This is a genomic window from Sphingopyxis sp. Geo48 (genome assembly GCF_949769155.1).
GTDB lineage: Bacteria > Pseudomonadota > Alphaproteobacteria > Sphingomonadales > Sphingomonadaceae > Sphingopyxis.
Genome location: NZ_CATKPA010000012.1, coordinates 1 through 17,873, shown reverse-complemented (window position 1 = coordinate 17,873; position 17,873 = coordinate 1). Strand labels below are relative to the sequence as shown.

General features: G+C 64.3%; 17 protein-coding genes and 2 pseudogenes. 2 read left to right on the top strand and 17 right to left on the bottom strand.

What is annotated here, in order from left to right; all coding sequences use genetic code 11:
* Nucleotides 1-3: 3 nt before the first annotated feature.
* The 16 genes from QOL79_RS19245 to QOL79_RS19170 all read right to left on the bottom strand — a co-directional run bounded on the left by QOL79_RS19245 (nt 4) and on the right by QOL79_RS19170 (nt 16,139).
* Nucleotides 4-882, bottom strand: coding sequence for a conjugal transfer protein TraF (locus QOL79_RS19245; RefSeq protein ID WP_082665250.1), 879 nt, complete (start codon nt 880-882; stop codon nt 4-6).
* Nucleotides 879-1,478, bottom strand: a complete 600-nt coding sequence (locus QOL79_RS19240; protein ID WP_054588715.1) for a S26 family signal peptidase — start codon at nt 1,476-1,478, stop codon at nt 879-881. Before QOL79_RS19240 ends, QOL79_RS19245 begins: the two co-directional genes overlap by 4 nt.
* On the bottom strand, nt 1,450-2,343 hold the full coding sequence (locus QOL79_RS19235) for a type-F conjugative transfer system pilin assembly protein TrbC (protein ID WP_054588714.1): 894 nt from the start codon (nt 2,341-2,343) through the stop codon (nt 1,450-1,452). Before QOL79_RS19235 ends, QOL79_RS19240 begins: the two co-directional genes overlap by 29 nt.
* Nucleotides 2,315-3,424, bottom strand: a complete 1,110-nt coding sequence (gene traN / locus QOL79_RS19230) for a conjugal transfer protein TraN (RefSeq protein ID WP_039575491.1) — start codon at nt 3,422-3,424, stop codon at nt 2,315-2,317. The genes QOL79_RS19235 and traN overlap by 29 nt, the downstream gene beginning before the upstream one ends.
* A complete protein-coding gene (locus QOL79_RS19225; protein WP_321164285.1) occupies nt 3,421-5,367 on the bottom strand; it encodes a hypothetical protein in 1,947 nt (648 codons plus the stop codon). Before QOL79_RS19225 ends, traN begins: the two co-directional genes overlap by 4 nt.
* 327 nt (nt 5,368-5,694) lie before the next feature.
* Nucleotides 5,695-6,648, bottom strand: coding sequence for a TraU family protein (locus QOL79_RS19220; RefSeq protein ID WP_039581037.1), 954 nt, complete (start codon nt 6,646-6,648; stop codon nt 5,695-5,697).
* A gap of 660 nt (nt 6,649-7,308) precedes the next feature.
* Complete coding sequence (locus QOL79_RS19215) at nt 7,309-7,935, bottom strand: hypothetical protein (protein WP_054590308.1); 627 nt, start codon at nt 7,933-7,935, stop codon at nt 7,309-7,311.
* Between the two features lie 285 nt (nt 7,936-8,220).
* A complete protein-coding gene (locus QOL79_RS19210) occupies nt 8,221-8,517 on the bottom strand; it encodes a hypothetical protein (protein ID WP_145985979.1) in 297 nt (98 codons plus the stop codon).
* 32 nt (nt 8,518-8,549) lie between these two features.
* Complete coding sequence (locus QOL79_RS19205) at nt 8,550-11,078, bottom strand: TraC family protein (RefSeq protein ID WP_054588711.1); 2,529 nt, start codon at nt 11,076-11,078, stop codon at nt 8,550-8,552.
* The gene (locus tag QOL79_RS19200) at nt 11,075-11,683 is read right to left on the bottom strand and encodes a TraV family lipoprotein (protein WP_054588710.1); all 609 of its coding nucleotides are present in this window, start codon (nt 11,681-11,683) and stop codon (nt 11,075-11,077) included. Before QOL79_RS19200 ends, QOL79_RS19205 begins: the two co-directional genes overlap by 4 nt.
* Before the next feature lie 29 nt (nt 11,684-11,712).
* Nucleotides 11,713-13,005, bottom strand: coding sequence for a TraB/VirB10 family protein (locus QOL79_RS19195; protein ID WP_054588709.1), 1,293 nt, complete (start codon nt 13,003-13,005; stop codon nt 11,713-11,715).
* Nucleotides 13,002-13,766, bottom strand: a complete 765-nt coding sequence (locus tag QOL79_RS19190) for a type-F conjugative transfer system secretin TraK (RefSeq protein ID WP_054588708.1) — start codon at nt 13,764-13,766, stop codon at nt 13,002-13,004. The genes QOL79_RS19195 and QOL79_RS19190 overlap by 4 nt, the downstream gene beginning before the upstream one ends.
* Nucleotides 13,750-14,391 (bottom strand): TraE/TraK family type IV conjugative transfer system protein, encoded by a 642-nt coding sequence (locus QOL79_RS19185; RefSeq protein WP_054588707.1) that lies wholly within the window; start codon nt 14,389-14,391, stop codon nt 13,750-13,752. Before QOL79_RS19185 ends, QOL79_RS19190 begins: the two co-directional genes overlap by 17 nt.
* Nucleotides 14,392-14,399: 8 nt before the next feature.
* Entirely contained in the window at nt 14,400-14,666 is a 267-nt protein-coding gene (locus QOL79_RS19180) for a type IV conjugative transfer system protein TraL (protein WP_054588706.1), read from the bottom strand.
* 137 nt (nt 14,667-14,803) lie between these two features.
* The gene (locus tag QOL79_RS19175) at nt 14,804-15,118 is read right to left on the bottom strand and encodes a hypothetical protein (protein WP_054588705.1); all 315 of its coding nucleotides are present in this window, start codon (nt 15,116-15,118) and stop codon (nt 14,804-14,806) included.
* A gap of 184 nt (nt 15,119-15,302) precedes the next feature.
* Nucleotides 15,303-16,139, bottom strand: coding sequence for a DsbC family protein (locus tag QOL79_RS19170; protein WP_082665251.1), 837 nt, complete (start codon nt 16,137-16,139; stop codon nt 15,303-15,305).
* A gap of 364 nt (nt 16,140-16,503) precedes the next feature.
* Between QOL79_RS19170 and QOL79_RS19165 the strand changes: the two genes are divergently transcribed.
* A complete protein-coding gene (locus QOL79_RS19165) occupies nt 16,504-16,980 on the top strand; it encodes a helix-turn-helix domain-containing protein (RefSeq protein WP_081997358.1) in 477 nt (158 codons plus the stop codon).
* Between the two features lie 197 nt (nt 16,981-17,177).
* Here the strand turns inward: QOL79_RS19165 and QOL79_RS19160 are convergent.
* Nucleotides 17,178-17,526, bottom strand: a pseudogene (locus tag QOL79_RS19160) (integrase core domain-containing protein); the annotation flags it as partial.
* 6 nt (nt 17,527-17,532) lie between these two features.
* Between QOL79_RS19160 and QOL79_RS19155 the strand changes: the two are divergent.
* A pseudogene (locus tag QOL79_RS19155) lies at nt 17,533-17,873 on the top strand (transposase family protein); the annotation flags it as partial.

The following is a 17,873-nucleotide window of genomic DNA, read 5'->3' as shown; positions in this document are numbered from 1 at the left end:
CTGTCATCGACGCGGCTCCAAGCCCGCACCGACGAGGTCGCCGCCCAACACACGGGGATCGGTCGCGGAAACCGGCCCATTGCCGAGTGCGTCGAAGAAACCATCTTCCTCGCCCGCGCCGGTCAGGAACTGTTCGGGCCGAATGTCGCCGAGCATCAGCCGCACGGCCTGGTATGTGGTCTGCGCGAGATTGGGATAGGATTCGACACCCGACGCGATCACCATCCTTGCCGAGCTGTCGCGGCGGATCACCATCGTCGTCGGTGTCACCTCGACGCCGAAGCGCTGTCCGAGCTCCGGTCGGCGCTCGAGATCCATCTGTGTGACCTGCCAGCCCGTCTCCTCGCGGAACCGTTCGAGGATCGGCCATTGCACCCGGCAATAGCCACAGGAATTCCGCGAGAACATGACGAGCGCGAACTGGCTTGCGTGGGCGCGGAGATACCGGCGGCGAACCGCTTCCTTCTCGGCACCCATCGCCGCGCGCGCGTCGCCGACGATCGGGTTGGCGGACTTGGCATTGAGTTCGGGGTTCTGAAGCAAGGCGATCTGAGTCACGCCTGCGAACGCACGTGCCTTGCGCCGCGCGAAGTCCTGCAGCCGCCAGAAGTCCGCGACCGCGTCGACGGTGAGCACGGTCGCTGCATAGTCGCGTTGCTGCTCGATCAGCTTGCGGATTTTGGGCGGCGTCCATGTCGCCAGTTCCGCCATCGGCGGTATCGCCGGCTTCATCAGCGCGTCGGGCTCGGCATCCGCATCTTCGACCGGCGGCGGTGCCTGATACCACCAATAGCCCTGCTTCGGTTCGCGGGTGGGTGAGGTCGGCTGCGCGGCGGCGGGGAAGGCCGTGATGAGCGCCGCGAGGAGGGCAGGGCGGATCACAGCAGCTTCTCCATGCGGGTGAGGCGCGCGATCGGCACCGGTCCGTAATAGCGGCTGTCGAACCCGCTCGGGTGCAGCGAGCCGACATAGATCAATCCCGGCGGGATCAGCCCGTGATCGGGCCGCCAATAGTCGAGCCGCTGGCCATTTCGCCCGTAGGGCTTGGTCACGCCGAGCAGGACGCCGTCGCAATAATACCACCCGTCCATGGCGTGGGGCTCCATCGTCGACGGTTTCTCGATCAGCGATATGCGCTCGCCGGGCATGCAAAGCGCGCGCTTGGTCACCTTGACCGGTTCGGGGCCGGCCAGCGGATGGGAGAGCATGAACAGGACGAAATCGCCCTTCTCGATCGGCCCCGGCGCCGCGCGCACCGCCCAGGCGTCGATCGACGGCGACATCACGAGAATGGCTTGCTGCATCGCCCAGCACGTCAGAAGCCCGAGTGGCACAACGATCGCCGTCGCCTTCCAGAGCCGGTCGGGGCGCGCGGGCTCGCCGAGCCCCGGACTGCCGAGCGCAACGGCTGCGCGCCGCGGCAGTCCCTTCAAACCGATCGCCAGATGCTTACCGGCCTTCCAGGCGAGACTGAGCATCGCGCACCTCCTCTTTTCCGCCGAGGCGGGCAATTTCTTCGAGCAAACCGGAAAGGGCGGCATCGCCGTAAGCGATATGGCTCCCGCGCGGACTTTCCTCCTCGCGCTCGCAATAGGGGAGCACCGGATCGCCCGGGATCATGGCGAGCGCGGGCACGCGGGTGACGCCGTGCTGGCGAAAGACCAGCGGGTCGACGATCACCTGCACGTCGCGCATCACGCATGCCGGTCCCTCGCAGCCGGGATCGAGGCGGAGAATCTCGGCGGTGAGCTTCGCCATCGGCGCGACCTTGGCCATCCCGCCCGGCATGCCGCGAAACGCGAGGACACCGCGTGCCTTCTCGAGCTGCGCTGCATAGGTGCGCAGCGTTGACGACGGCATCGACGAGGAGACGAACAGCACAGGCACCCAGCCTTTCGCCGCCGGCGCCGGACCGGCATCGGCGACGGCCTTGATCTCGGGCGCTTCGAGCCCGAGTGCCTGGCCGAGCCGCTTCGCCATCGCCTCGCGCTCTGCGGCGAAGCGGTCTTTGCCGGTCTCAAGCGCATCGCGGGCGCGGGCTTCCATCGCTGGCGACTTGGCACGGTCGCGCATCGCCTCGAAGGCGCGCCGGCGTTCGACCTCGCTCGGCTTCGGCAGGTCAGATGGGCCGTTTTGCTGTTGGGCTTTGCGGCGCGACACCGCGCCCTTCAGCCGGTCCATCGCCGCTTCGCCCTCGCGTTCTACCTTCTCGCGCGCCGACGGGTTGTCGTCGATGCCCGGCGATATTTGCGCTGCGGCAAGGCCGGCGATGCCGGCTACGTCGGCGAGCGCCACCGCGAGTACGGCGCGGCGCCTAGCGGCCGATGGCCTGCATATAGGCATCGATACGATCCTTCATGTCTGACTGGATGTCGGCCTGCGCGCGGGCCTGAACTTCCGAATAATATTCGGAGAGGTCCATTCGGCTGAAGTCGAGCGCTTGGAACTCTTCGGGCGTGAACCCGCGGCAGTTCGGCGTCTTCACCGGTCCCCAGCCATCCGCGAACGACTTCAGCTGCGGGCGGCCCTGTTCCTGGATGATGCGGCCGAGCTTGGTATTGAAGCAGCAATGGCTGCGCGACTTCTGGACGCAGATGCCGAGGATCTTCGACGAGCAATAGGAGCCGACCTCGACGCACATGCCCGAGCCGCGTAGCATGCCCGTCTCCATGTCCTGCTGGTCGCAGGAGGAGAGGAGGAACTCGATCATGACGTTGACCGCGAGGCTGATCGCGATCGAGGTCGGATCGATGCCGACAATGATCGCATTGGCGCCCGCGCTCGCCGCCTGGCTTGCCGTCGCGCCCGCCTGGAAGGCGGCATAGGCGGCTTGGGCTCCGGTGAACACGCCCTTGGCGATCGCGATCTTCGTCTGCGTCGACGCGATCGACGAGCCCATTCCGTCCTTGACGATCTTACCCTTGTCCTTGCAGCAGTTGGAAAAGGTTGTCTTGAGGCCCGCTGGGCGGCAGCGCAGCGCGCGGCCGCCGAATATCTCGATGTTCCCGAGACAATTGCCGTCGGTGTCGACTTCGCCGTCGGCGGGCGCGCCCGGATCGTCGACGACGGGTTCATCCTCGATCGGGTTTGCCGCGGTATCGATGCAGGCGTTCGGCGAGCAACTCGGCACGCCGCCGCTCGCCAGCGTCTCGCACGCATATTGCGAACCAAGCGGGCAGGACGACGCGCCGCCGGGCTCGGGCGCGCACGATGCCCGTTCGATCGGGCACTGCCAGCTACCACCTTGCATCCCGACGCAGCTAGCGGTCTCGCCCGCGTCGTCGGCGTCACCATTGCCATTGAGGTCGACCGCGCAAATCTGCTGCGCCTGCGCTGCCGACGCGTAAACGGCGAGCGCGAAGGCGACGATGCCGAACAGGATCAGCGCGAGGCGCGACGGCCAGAAGAGAAAGCGGCCCATCATCGCGCTGTCGCCGTGCAGGCGAGATCGGCGCCAGCGAGCCTGACCGTTTGCATCATGACCACCGCCTCGGGAAAGGTATCAAGGCAGCCGCAGGGCGTGACGATGGTCTCGCCGGGACCGGCGGGACAGACATTGCCCGGTGAGCAGGCGTGATAGAAGGTGTCGAAGCCGGTCGGGCTGGTCTGCTGCGCGCCGACGACGCCCGCAGGCGCCGCGTCGGTATTGGCTTTCGCAGAGCGCGTCTTGCAGACCGCCTCGCAAGCTGGAACCGAGCCGCGATCGGGAAGCGCGAAGGCGCGCGTAGACGCGGCGCTGCCGCCGTCGGCCGTCCGAACGCGGTCGGCGAGCAGCGTCTCGGTCGAACGATCGATGATATAGGCGCCGCGCGACAGGTCGGGTTCGGGCATCGCGCCGGTGTCGATCGCGCATTTATAGGTCCGCTGGCGCAGGAAAAAGTCGCGGGTAAGGGTAGCGGTGCAACTGCCCGTGCCGAACTGGCGCGACCGCGGGAGGGGGCGAAGGCCGGTGCCGACGCCGTTCAGAAACGTCTGGACGCCATCGACGCTCTCGCTGTCGAGGCGGCACTTTTGATTGGCGCCAATATCTTCGCACTGGTCGACGAGCCGGTCGCTCGGTTCGCATGCGTCCGAAACGCGAATCTCGACGTCGACCAGTCCCCATTCGGTCGTGAGAGGCGCACCGCCGCCGCCGCCGCGCACGCGTGCCGACACCGTCGTCGGCCCCGCCCGCAGGTCGGTGGTAAAATCATAGGAGGTGTAATTGCGCGCCGCGCCGCCATCGGTGCGGCAGTCGCCTGAAGGCAATCCTGTCGTCAGCCACGGACGCGGCCCCGCGGAGCCGACGACGCGGCCGTTGATGCGGCCCTGGACCCAGTCGTCGGCGCCCATCTCGACGATCCGCGCCGACAGGAGCTTCGCGGGGTCGCTGACTTCGAAGCGCGCGGTGAAGATCGGCGGCGCGCTACTGCAATTGCCATCTCCGATGATGCGAAAGCGTCGGCAGCCTTCGCCGCAGCCCTGAACCGAATAGATGACGCCCGTCGCGGAGACGATATCCTCATACGCGAGCGGCCGCAGTGTGACGTCGCGTTCGATCGTGCAGGCGCGGACCTGTTCGGCCTTGCCGATGCCGGCGGGCGATCCCTTGAGGCTCTGGAACAGCGAGCTTCCGGCTGCGGTCGCCGCGGCGTCGCCGAGGATCGAAGTCGGACGGCCGCGATAGGCTGTTTGCGGAAGGTCCGGCAAAGCCGTGCAGGCGGTTGATTGCGCTCCGACATACTGGATCAGCGGGCCGTTGATGCGCGCCTCGGCCACGCCGACGCGGGGATCGTGGCTCGTGAGTGCGCCGATCGCGCCGCCGCCGAGATCCTTGAGCACCGACGGCAGATTGTCCATCACGAGATTCGCGCCGCAGCTGTTGTTGACGCAGTAACAGCCCGCGAGTTCGGCCATTTCGGCGGCGGCGAGCCCCAGGTCGCCCGAGACATCGACGTTCCAACGATGATAGTTGCACGCGTTCCAGCTTCCGGGCTGGCAAGCGATGACGCCGTTGGCGCAGATGCCCGAGACGGGCACGGGCAAGGTGGACACGCGGTCGAAGCTGCCGTCGAGATCGGTGTCGCGGGCGATGCGGACGGTGTTGATGTCGCCCGTGCCGTCAGGCTGGATCAGGATTTCGAGGAGGCTCGATGTTTTCTGGCAGGCGAGACTCGGCGTAAAGCTCTGGCTGCGATCGACCGTCGCGATCGGCTGTCCGCTGAGGCCGGGGGTGAGGTAATTCTCCTGGATCGCCTTGCTGGTCGAGGACTTCGCGCGAGAAGCTTCCGCGGCTGCGCGCGCGCGGTCCTCGACTGACTGCGCCAGTGTGCTGGCGGAAGCCATTGCCGCCATCGGCAGCAACAGGAGAGAAACCGAGCGCTTCACGAACGATCACCGTCCACAGTGCGCGATCCATGCGCGAGCCGAAACAGGTCTCCCGCCCGGAAGTCATCGGATCCGGGCGAGAGGTGCCGATAGACGGCCTGGCCGTCGAACACCGTGAGCACCGCTTTTACCCGAGGACACGGCGGGATCAGGGCCGGTCTCGCTTGTGGCGATGGCAATTTACCCGTATCGTCTGCAGGTGGAGCGGCGCCCGAGAGGGGGCAGGGCGCCGCTCCCGCCTCGCGCGCCTGCCGGCAGCCACCGGGGCTGTGGCGGGCAGACCGGGCCGATTCCGGGCTGCGCACGAGACGATCGGGAAGTGCCGGGTCAGGGCGTCGAAATGCCGGCACAGCAGATCGCTTTCTCGAAGAGCATGAACTGGGCGTTGTCCTTGCCCGGCGCGTGTTTGCCGGAGGTCCAGAGCGCGCCGGGACGGCCGATGTTGACGCACTTGCCGCCCTTCACCGGCTCCATGAGCTGGAGTTTGTATCGGCTCTTGGTCCAGATCGGCTGCGGCTTGAACGAGCAGCCGTCCGCCGAATGGATGGTCAGCGCGCCGAGCCGGCCCATCATGAACGTGCCGCGCGCTGCCAGCCCCGCCCAGGCTTCGACGCGGTCGCCCATGTGAATGTCGCCGGCGACAGGATAGGTGCTTCCCCAACTGCCCATGCACCAGAAGAGCGGGTCGATGACCTTGCCCGCTGCCGCCGCGGCGCTGTCGGACATGCAGGCAAGGCCGGCCGCGGGATTGCCGAACAGGATGCCTTCGGGCTGGATGATCGCTCCCAGCGTCCCCGACTGCCAGGTCGGCATCACCTCGGTCATCAGCGCGACGTCGAAACCGTCATCCTCGAGGCACGGAAGATCGCTGAACATGTCGAGCATCTTCCAGACCGGCGCGACATAATAGTGCATCTGCGCGAACAACTTCGTCGTGTTCGTGCCGTCCGAAATCGACGACTGGCTGCCCTGGAGCTTGCCGCCGGTCGCCATGATGTCCGTGCCGAGCGCCATCATGCAGCCGGGTTCGGTCACCACGTCGATCATCCGGTTCGGAGTCCAGAAACTGACCTTGACACCGAACCAGAAGGTTGCACCTTTGCGGCACGCACACAGCGGTTTCGACGCCGATTGTGCGTCGAGCGCCTTGTCGAGCTTGTCGTAGCTGCCGGCGCGCACGCCGCCGATGGTGATGGGGAAGATGCAGTTCCAACGCACCTTGGTGATCGGGTTGAAGATCGTGTCGCTCGGACATTTGGATGCTTGCGCTGGAGCGGGGATGAAAGCGAGAACTGCGCCGAGCCCGACAGGTACCGCCCAGCGAAAGGACCGGCGCGTCTTCTTCGGCTCGACTTGGCGCCTGGCGCCGCTGCTCCCCGATGCGGAAGTCGCGCGCAAGTGTCGGCAAGCTGGCATGACTTCTCCGTTCCGCCAGGTAGGGCGCTGAAAAGGTTGGATGAGGCTTCGGCGCTCTGTATGGGCGATTGGCCTGCCCGAAGCGGAGATGGACCCGCCGACATGCTCGTCGCAACCAGATGGGAAAGGATATGCCGCGGATGGGCACATTGTTGCCGCTATCAGCGGTGCGGGGCCGGCTTCCGTGACGCTGAGGTTGGATTTGCCGATCAGATGTCTGCTCGCGGTCCCGTCGCGTCCTTGCGGACCAGACCATGGCGAAGGGAAGGCACCAAAGCTCGCTTCTTGCGAAGCGAGTTCCTCCAGGCATCAACGAAGTCGACGATCGGGCCAAATGGGACCCTGCGGAATCTTGCGAACTTCATCGAAGTAAAAAAAGACGCCCGTCCAGCCGGAGCCAGGCGGGCGTCAAGATGAAGAACTCTGTCTTCGTTTCCGATTAGAGCTCCCCTGGGTCGCGGCGTCCGAATAGGCGGATGACCGGATTTGCGATTGGATGAAGGCGCCAAAAAAGAGCTGGCGAAATTACGGCGTGCTCGCCGAGCGTAGGATTTGGCTCGCGGGAGCCGGGCCTTTTCGTTCAAGCGCGAACTCGCTGACCTCGAGCTTTTGTCCGACCTGCGCGACTATGACCGGCGCAACGCGAAGATCGAGCCGCTCCTTCACGCGCTCTTCGAGAATGAACAGCGGGCGCGCAACCTTCTCTCCGAGTGCGATCGGGTCGGTCACCTCCGGGCCGCCTCCGGCGAGCAATATCCAGTCGCTCGCCCGCGCGTGGCCAAGCGCCCAGTTCAGGTCGCGCGAATGAACCACGATCAGGCGCTGCGGCATCGACACATAGGTGAGGGGGTTGAAGGTGTAGCCTTTGGGATAGAGCAGTTTGCCGTCGTCCAACCGGACCTCAAAATCGAGCGTGTGGAACGGCACGACGCTTCGTTTCCTGTTCGCGCGCGCAACGCCGAGGGCGGCTGACTGCATTGCGCTCCACTTCTCACGCGGACCGAAACGACCCGCGATGCTTTTCGGCTGCTGCGCAACGCGCGCCTCGATTTCAGAAAGGGCATCGGGTTCAGCGATCGCCCAGGTGCGCCCGATCGCCGCGGTCTGTCCACGCGCCGTGGCGGCGATGACGAATGCCCCAAACACGAGCATCAACGAGGTGCCAAACTGCCAGGCGGCCACTCGAATGCTACCGCGATCATGTTCCACGACGATATCTCCTCCATCTTTCTCGCGGATCGGAGCTGCCAACACCGATGATCGCACCGACAAGTGAAACCAACGAGAGAAGGCTCAGCACGACGATGAGCGATCGCGGCGAGTTCGCGATTGGGCCGGGCGCGGCGAAGAGGATGAGGGCTTGCGCCTGGCCGAGCATCAGGCCACCGACGGCCAACCTGACCGCGATGGGCGAAGGAGCGTGGGAGAGGAGGCCGTTCATCGTGTCCGCCGATGACCGCGCCACCGGAGCATCAGACCGCTCGTCACGGACGAGAGCCAGATCAGGACCAGCCCGCTTGCGAAGCAAGCGATTCCGACCGTCACCGACGCCTGCGTAAACAGCGACGTCGGCTGGTCAACCAGCAGTCCGGCGATGAGAACGAGGCCAGCCATCATGACGGATTCGATCATGACGAGCCGGAACCGCCAACCCAGTGCCTGCCGCTCGGCCACTGCCGCAACGGCCGCGTCGAACAGCGCCCGATCGGCGGGCAACATGGCGTCGAGCTGCATCGCTAGCTCGTCGGGATGGAGCGAAGGCCGCTTCATGCCGCTGGCTCCGATGCTCGCGGCAAGTCGCGGCTATCGCCCAATATCTCGCGGGGATCGACGTCGGCGAGCTCGCACACAGCCTCGAGCGGCGATCGCCCGGCCCGGATCAGTGCTTCGAACGCCGCGACTTCGCCGGGCGCGCTGGTGTTGATCCAGTAGCTGAAGGGATCGACGACAAGCCGCGCGACCCCGAGCCCGAGCGGAGAGTCGATGAAGACCTCGCTATAGTTCGGCTTGTTGTTGCGGACCGATTTCAGGAGGTCGAGGACGAACCCGGAATAGTCAAGAATTTTGCTCTCGACAGCACGATCATAGGTGGAGCCTTGCAGGAGGAACCGCGTTGCCGCATTCTCGAGGATGACTTGGCCTGTGCCGCCGAACAGCGTGAGGTCGTTCATAGACTGGAGGACGATGCCGAAGCTGCCCTGATATTTGCGGGCACGGCGGTAGCCTTGTGCGAAGGCTTCAGCCAGCCGCGACAGATCCTGACCATCGCTTTTCGTCATGAACTGCGCTGCTTCGTCACAAAGCACGAAGCGGGGCCGGTCGCGCGCCGAGAGGTAGAGCTCCTGCGTCACCGCATTTACCACCACCATGACGATGACGTTGAACAGGTCAGGCATGGCTTTCAGCCGCTCGAGCTCGAGGACGACGAACTCGTCGGCGGAGATGTCGAAGGTCGACGGCCCGTTGAAGAAGTGCCCGTAAGCGCCATCCGAGCCGAAATCCCTGAGATTGAACGCGAGCTCGCGCGCGACCGGCTTCAGATGCTCGACACGGTCGAGATCGGCTGCGGCAAATTGCGGATAGGCACCGAGCCAGGCGCGGACCGAGTCGATGCCTTCATCGGCATAGCCCCCATCGATCGTCCACTGGACGGCCGACTTGATGAGATTCCATTCTGAGGTCGAAACGCCTTTGCGCGTCGCCGCGTTCCCCATCTCGGCAACGATCGCGACCGCCATCGCGATCGCCGAATGCTTGTCCTCGCCGTCTAGCGCGAGCCCGAGGTCGAACGGGTTCAGAACCAGCCGTTCCTCGCCGACGTCGATATAACGACCCGAGCAGAGGGTGCAGAGCTTGCGGTAGGATCCGCCAATGTCGATGATGCGGATGAGGGCGTTCTGGGCATAATATTGCCGGCAGAGATCGTTGAGGAGGAAACTCTTGCCCGCGCCGCTTTCGGCCGCGACCACAAAATTATAATTGTTGATGCGCGGATCGAAGAGGTCGAGTGTGACGAGCTGACCCTTGCGGCCCACATAGAGCAGGGCAGGGCGGCCGCCTCCGCGAAAGTCGGTCTGGATCGGCGCCATCAGCGCTGCCGCCTTCACCGGCATCCGGAAATCGCGCTCGAGCATCTTGATCGTTCGGCGCTCGGGATAAAGGCCGAACGGCAGGCTCGCGGTCAGCAAGATCGGATTGAGGTAGGATTCTTCCTGCACCATCCAGGGCAGCGGTTCACTTTCCCAGAGGCGCTTGGCGCGCGCGGCCATCTCGCGGGCGTGATGGGAATCGCGGCCGAACACCCAGACGGTCGGCATGACCGAGACGAAACGGCTGTTGCCGGCCTCGTCGAGCACCCAGCCGATTTCCTCGATCTGTTTGCCGACCTCGACCGCAAAGCTGCCCGCCGCTTTCTGCGCCGACAATATCTGGGCGCGCTTGTGAATTTCGAACTGCGAATGGTCGAAGAGGATGTTGAGGCAATAGAGGAAGGGGCCGCCAATCTGGTCGCTGTCCTCGGCGCTCCCGCGCATCCCGCCCATCAGCCGGTTCATGTGTTCCGCGGTAACCCGCCTCGCCGGCGCTTTCGGCGTCAGGCAGCGTGCGACCTGGCCCCCGAGGAACACTTCGGGTCCGTCGAAAGCGAGATCGGGGCCGGCATCGACGATCTGCTTGCGGATCGGCGGGGCGGGGTGCCCGGCTGCACCGCTGGCGAATACGCCAGGAGCGTCCTCGAAGACGCCGTTGAAGATACGGCGATAGAAGGAGATCATTTCGTGCGGCTCGACGCGGCGAATGCCGAGCTTGGCAAGCTGCTCTTCGATCTGGCGGCGCAGGTCGCTGTGCATGGGGGCGCGCGTTTTGACAGCGAGGAAGGTCCGGAAATCACGCACCGGAATGCCGTGGAGCGCGCCAAGCCCGTTCCGGCCTTCGTTTAGATAAGCGTGCGTCCGGCGCGCCGATGCCTGGATCAGCGGATCTGGCCGGGTCTTGAGGTCGAGATAGGCGTCGAGCGCTGGCGCAATCAGCGGGTCGGCGAAGCTGATAAGCTGGACGACGCTGTTCTCGGGAAACTGGACGTTGAACAGGCCGAGCAGCGCCTGGTGAACATGCGCGAACATATAGGCGGTAGGGGTCAACTCCCAAGCATAGCCCCAGCCATCATCGATGCAGAGAAAGGCTTCCTCTTCCTCGACCCAGGCGACGAGCGGGAGGAAATCCGAATAGCGGTCGCGCGCAACGGCGCGGTGCAGGTCGGAGAAGGTAAGACCACCGCCGGTTCCGGGCGCCTTCATGGCCGCGGCTCCGCGCGCGCGGGCACAACCGGCGGCGTCAGTTCGCTTCCGGGCACCTCGCGGATCTGCTCGAGCACCGGCACGCGCGCCGCGGCTGAGACCGGCGGCACGAGATAGCCGCCGACGACCCAGGAGGGGGGCTCAAGCACCGAATAGACGAAACGCGGCATATAGAGCCGGTCGGGCCGGTTCCGATCGGCATAGGGCAGGATCAGTGTTCGCACCGCCTGCGCCGGCCGCAGCATCGGCGCCTCGGGCGCCTCGATCAGCCCCTGAAGCTCCCGGTAGACGCTGTCGCGGTAATCACCATAGGCATCAGCATCGCTGCGTCCTCGGCGCGCGGTGCCGCGCTGGTTCGCCTTGAGCAATATCTTGTCGCGTGTCACCGCCGGGTCCGAACGCGAAGCCCGGCCCTCCGCCGCATCCTCATAGGCTTTCTCGGGATGGATGCACTGGCCGTGATCGTCGTTCTTGCAGCTGAACTTTTCGCTGTACGGCGACATCGCTGAGCCGAGCGTTGCGCACCCTGAGAGTGGCAAGACGCCGGCAAGCAAGAGTGCGGCTGAGCAGAGGCGCGCGCGGCGCCGGTTTGACATATCGGTCATCGATATTCCTCCGAGGATGGGCGGGGGCATCAGAACTTGCTCCCGGCGGTCGGCTTGATCTCGAGCGTGACGCCTTCCTGGATGACGACGACGACGTCCTTGGCGGCGCCCACTTCGACGATAGGTCCCGCCTGCCGCGCGAGATCGAGATAGAAGTCGGTGAGCTTGTCGGACGACTTCGAGAGGCCGCCTGCGATCCCCACCTTGGCGGCGTCGCCGACATCGAGCGTCCGCACCGAACCCAAGGCCGATGTCGACACGTCACCGACCGTGTTCTCGACCGTCTGGCTGATCCCGCTGATCGTGCCGGCGATGAAGGCGCGCGCGAGACTCGCGCCGGCGCGCGTTACCACCTTGCCCGACAGCCCCTTCTTGCCGTCGGTGTCGACGAAGAAACCCTTGATCGGCTGGTCGACCACCGAGCGTTCGTCGAAATCGACGCAGGACAGCGATACGAGCTGGACCTCGACCCGCTCCTTGGCGAGGCTGCCCGTCGCGTTGCCGATGACGAAGCAGCCCGAGAGATTGGCCTTGACGTCATTCGGCAGCACGGCGGGCGCCTGGACGCGCGCAATCAGCGGCTCGGGGTTCGAGGTAGCATCGCGGCTCGCGAGCGCGTCGATCCCGGTCAGCAGCCGCGCCTTCATGAAACCAGGTGGCAAATAGATCGTCCGGGTCTTTTTTTTAGCGCCAGACGGCGCGCCCTTGCCATCGGCCGCGGCAATCGTGCCGGGGGCGGTCACCGCGGCGCCGATCGCGCCGACGGCCTTTTCAACCGGGGGCGCAGGAGGAGCAGGGGGCGCCGCGGGTGGTGAAGGAGGTGGCGGGATCTCGCCCGTCGCGATTTCGGCATCGCCGGGCGCGGGTGGATAATCCGGTATCGCGCCCGGCAGAGCCGGGGGAAGCCCGGGGTCGCCGTCGGGAGGTGCGCCTGGCTTGCTGCCGGGCACGACCTTGCCCTCCTCGATCGCGGTGACGCGGTCGCCGAGCAAGGTCTGGCCATCGAGAATCTTCTGGAGGTCGCCCCGCAGCTTGGTCTCGAGGCTGTCGCCGCGCAGGCCGGCGCCCATGTCGAGCTTGGTCACCGCTGGCGCCTCGGGCGCCTTCTCATCTCCGCCTGTACTCGCCGCGTAGAGACCGGTACCGAGCATCGCGACGACGCCCGCGACACTCAACTGCTTGGCGCGCAGCTTCTGTTTCGAGCCCAGCGTCGCCCAGCGCTCCTTGAATGCGAGAAGAGCGGGGCCGCGAGTGGCCTCGGGCGGAAGCGGTTTGCCGACCTCGCCGAGATCGAGCGGCTCTTGTTCGGGCGTGTCGTTCATTCGCCGTCTCCCCGGCGGATAACGATCAGCCGCGCGCTTTCGCCCGCCTTGAGGCTCAGTCGGTCGAGCGTGACTGCGAAGATGTCGATGCCAAGCGCGCGGTCGAGGAACTGCTGTTCCTCGAGCACGACATCGCTGTCGCTACCGAGGCGATACTCGGAGACGGAAAGGCCGGAGCCTTCGATCGCGAGACGCCGGCGCTCGACGAGCTGCGCCGAGGGGAGGCCGGCAATCGTGATCGTTCCCGACCGCGGCGCGACCTCGGTGAAGCTTGCCGGCACGCGGTCCTGAAGCATCGCGAGCGTGATCGACACTGCCCTCTCTTCCTCGACTAGCGGCCCGAGCAGCTCCTCATTGGCCCGTGCGCGCTGCGGCCGTCCGGGAGCAAGCGTGACCGTTTGCGCGGGAATTTCCGTAGGCTCGGCATAGAGCGGATAGATGGCCCCGTTGCAGCTGATGAAGAACTCAGAGGGTGTCGTCACATAGCTGCGCGTCACCATACCCATATCGTCGACTTCCTTGACGAGAAACTTGATCCAGGCGTCGGAGCCCGCGCGCTCGACCGCGATCGCCTTCTCGGCCGAGAATTTTACATCCTCGATCTCGCCGCCGACGCAGACGATATGATTGACGTCGCGGTTTGAGAGGCGGATCGTGCTCATCTGGTCGGGAAGGACGGTGATGGCTTGCGCTGATGCGGGCGCGGGCAACAGCAGCGCGGCAACGGGCAGCGCCGCCGCGAGCCTAGCGAGGCTGGACATCGAATTTCTCCTCGGTGAGCGAAATGACCCAGAAGCGTCCGTTCTCGACGGCGTAGCGGACGCGAAGTTCGCCGCGGAACTTGCGGATGACACCGCCGATCACGCGGACCTTCTCGATCGGGACCAGGATGTCACGCTCGGTCCACTGGACCGGCTGATCGGGGCGGATGTAGGTCGCGATCGACAGCGTCGGATTGCCCGCGAGCTCGTCCAATATGCCGTTCAGGCTGTCGCGCATGCTGTCGTACGCCGATGGATGGACGATCGAGAGCAGTTCCTGGAACTGCCGGTCGGCCGAGTAGGCCGAATAGGTCCCGGCGAGCGCGACGATATTGCGCGTCATCGTGCGGATATAGGCGGCCGATGGCTTCGAGCCGGTCACATAGAGATCGCCGCCCGAACCGAACGGCACGACCACCGTGCGCTCTTTCTGGTCCGAGCTGTAAATGACCGTGCCAAGCACCGCGGTAATGCCGAACAGCCCGACGATCGCGAACTTGAGCAGCCGGTTCTCTTCGAAGAGGTTCGATGAGCCCTGAATGTACCGATGGATCCCGAAGCTGGCGGGTTTACCGAGCAGCGGGTCGACCGGCGCGCTTCGGGGTTTGCGATGACGCGAGAACATCTGCGGCCTCACTCGTAAAATCGGGTTTGGGTCGGACCCGGATAATGGCGAAAGCGAAGCATCCCCCAGCGCCATGCGAGATGGGCGAGGAAACCGCGCGGCTGCGCGCGCTTCCATGGCAGGAAAAGGAGAAGGGCCGCGATGAACGCCCAACCGACCAGTCCGCCGACGATGACGGCGACGAAGATGGTGGTGACCACCAACACGAACTCGTCCGATCCGAACCACAGGATCTGAACCGGCTTGTGCAGATATTGGGGCAAGCGTTCGTCCATCGACCCTTCTCCTCCTGCTACGGTCCTCACCAGCGAAGCAAATCGAAAGCGAAGACGAGGGTCCGGGAGCACTTCCTCCCGGTGACCGGAACGTGGGCGAGCGTGGAACCCGAATGCTTGCCCACGTTCCGATGCCGTCAGATCACCATGCCGAAGGTTTGAAGGATGCTGTCCGCCTTAATGAGGCAGACGGCAGCGACGATCGTCGGGATGCCGATCATGATATTGCTGAACAGTCGCGACACGCCGAACAGGAAGGCGGCGACGCCCCCGACGAAGCCGAGCGGGCCTTTGACACCCTGGTTCACGACAATGTCGTAGATGTCGTAGCCGAGATCCCCCGCCACGGGCGCGGTAAAGGCGTGGGCGCTTGCCGCGAGGAGCGACAGAAGCAGGACCGGTACGCCGACATCGGCGGCCGAAAGTACGGTTCTGGTAAGTTTTTTGACCATGAATGATTGCTTTCTTGGGCATTGGGCCGCCCTGAACTCTGCCTGCCGGCATCGATGGTGATCGTTGTCGGCCGACGGCGGTGCTGGACGGCCCGAAGGGGCGTCGCCGCCGGCATTCCGGTGCGTTGGGACCGAGAGCGATGATGCTCTCTGCGTCCGAGCAGCCGCCATGAAGAGATGGAATTCAGCGAGAGACACGGTTGGTCTTCGCCGAGGATAGAAAGGCCTCGATCTCGGCCTGCTGAAATCCGGAGATGAGCTTGCCGCCCGCGATCAAGGTCGGCGTCCCGCTGACACCAGCGGCGCTGACCACTTTGGCGTGAGCTTCGACCTTTCCGCGGCCTTCAGCGCAGGTTCGCAGCGCTGTCGGCGCGGCACCCGAATAGATGGCTTTAAAGGCTACCGCCTTATCGACTGAGCACAGGATGTGCTCGGACTTTGCCGCGGCTTCCGGATGAATGCCGCTCACGAAGAATATGAGACGCCGGACCGGTTTTCCCTCGGCGGCCTTCGCTGCCCAATATCGATTAAGCGCGCGACAATAGGGGCAGTCGGGATCGGTAAATTCGATCACCGTCGGCGCATCCTTGGGGCCGATTTCAAGCGCCTGTGAGGAGTCTATCGATTTCAGACGGTTGGAGATGCCGGCTTCCTGCGCGAGGGCTGTCAGATTGACGCCGTTCTTGTCGAAGATCGACGCGAACAAGAGATGCTCGCTCTCGGGCGCATAATAGACGATCCGGCCGCCAGCACTCGCTTGATAGATCGCGCCTTTCACCGGCGCCGGTTCGAAATCATCGAACTGGAGATTTGTGAAGGTTTGCTTGAGTTGCTGCTCCGCCTCCGCTGCGGCTTTTGCCAGCAACACCTTCTCCGTCTTCTCTTGTGCACAAACGACCGGCGAGGCGAGAAGTGCGGCCGCCGCCAGTAAGACGGCAGGTTTCTTGAAGGGGCCGTTCGCCGATAATGACGATAACCGGAATCGAGGCGCAGCACGATCGTTCGCGGAATCGCATGACATGAGTCCTCCCTGGCGCGACGGCGCCCGTTCGATGTGGGTTGCGTGAACGTCCGATGAGGCAGCCAGTGATAAGTCAGCCGGTCGGAACGGAGGGATAGATGGACGCGCTGTGAGCCAGCGGCAATCGTGAGGGCAGGCGCGTTCCCCAAGGCGGCACGATTGTGCCGCAGCCGAGCATCGTGATTCCAACTTTCATATTGGAATCAATGAATTGAAGGGAATTGCGTCAGGCGCGACACAGACTGAAATCCTTGAAGATGAACGAAGCTAATAGACTGAAAGCATCTCTACTTGCTGTGTCGCTCAGCGATAGCCAGCCTCGCATGGAGCGCTAGCGCACCACATACTATTCGGACGGAAGCTCATGTCGGACACCAGGACATGCGAGAAGGGCGGCGTCGCTTCGCTGGATCAGCTCAAGGAGTTCTCTGGGCGGCGCATCGAAAGCGAGCGTCTTCGCCGTCGCTTGAGTCAGGAGCATCTTGCCCGCAGAGTTGGATTGAGCGTTCGTTGGCTACGAGAGATCGAGAGCGGTAACCCGGCCGTGGCGCTCGATGACCATTTACGTTGCGCAGCGGCGCTCCGTCTCGCGCCCGCGTTCGTCCTTCTTCCCTTGTTGGACCCTGACTACAGCCAAGCTTCGTCGATCGATCCAGCGCCATTCGAATGGGCCGACATCGAATATCTGATCTGGACTCATATCGGCAGACGAGCAGGATGGGCTGCACACCGCGGCGAATTTGAACGCGCCCAGGAACCTCTGCGCGCCGAGGTTCGAGTCCCTGCTGAAAATCAGTCAAGAACAGCACAATCTTTACCTGCTACTCAGGATAGGAGCTAAAATTGCTACTTCTGAAAATTTGTCAAGTGAACCAGGGACAAGGATTTGCGTACCCGAGTTGCATTGCGATCAGAACGACGAAGTTCGGGGCAAACCGACATCCCAGGATCGTCCAGAACTTGCCAAGATACTCGATGGCTTCTGAGCTGCTACCCGTTTCTGGACCGCCCTGCTGGCAGCCTTCCAGCGTGCTGACATCAGGGCGGGCCATGTGCCGCTGATGCCAACATGAGCGATATCGGTGATTTGTTCTCGATCGCGCTGTGCGGTCGTACCTCGTTGTAGTCCCTACGCCAAGCCTCGCATTTTCGCACCGCGTCATCCAGGCTCATGAACCAGTGGGCGTTAAGGCATTCCTTGCCGTTGAAGCTCTCGATGAACGCGTTGTCGGTGGGCTTGCCAGGCCGCGAGAAGTCGAGCGTCACGCCCTTCATGTAGGCCCACAGATCGAGCTCGCGGGAGATAAAATTCGCTGCCATTGTCAGCCCTGATCGAGGCGGGATAACCCACTTGCGCGCAGCCCCGTTCCAGCACCTCGAACACATCCGGTGTCCGGTGCAGGCGCGATTGCCGCTCGACGACGTGTTCATCGCGCTGAAGGACGTGATCCCACACCTGACACGCTCGTCGCTGCACCGTTGCCTGCAACGCCACGGGATCAGTCGGTTGCCCAAAGCCGATCGGGAGAAGCCGAAGAAGTTCAAGAAATATGAGATTGGCTACTTCCACGTCGATATCGCGGAACTGCGCTATGAAGGCGGAAGAGGCTTCCTCTATGTCGAAGTGGACCGCACCTCGAAGCTGGTGTTCGCCCGCATCTATCGCCGGGCGACCAAGCTTGCCGCGGCAGCGTTCCTGCGCGTGCTTATCAAGACGGTGCCATACAGGATCCG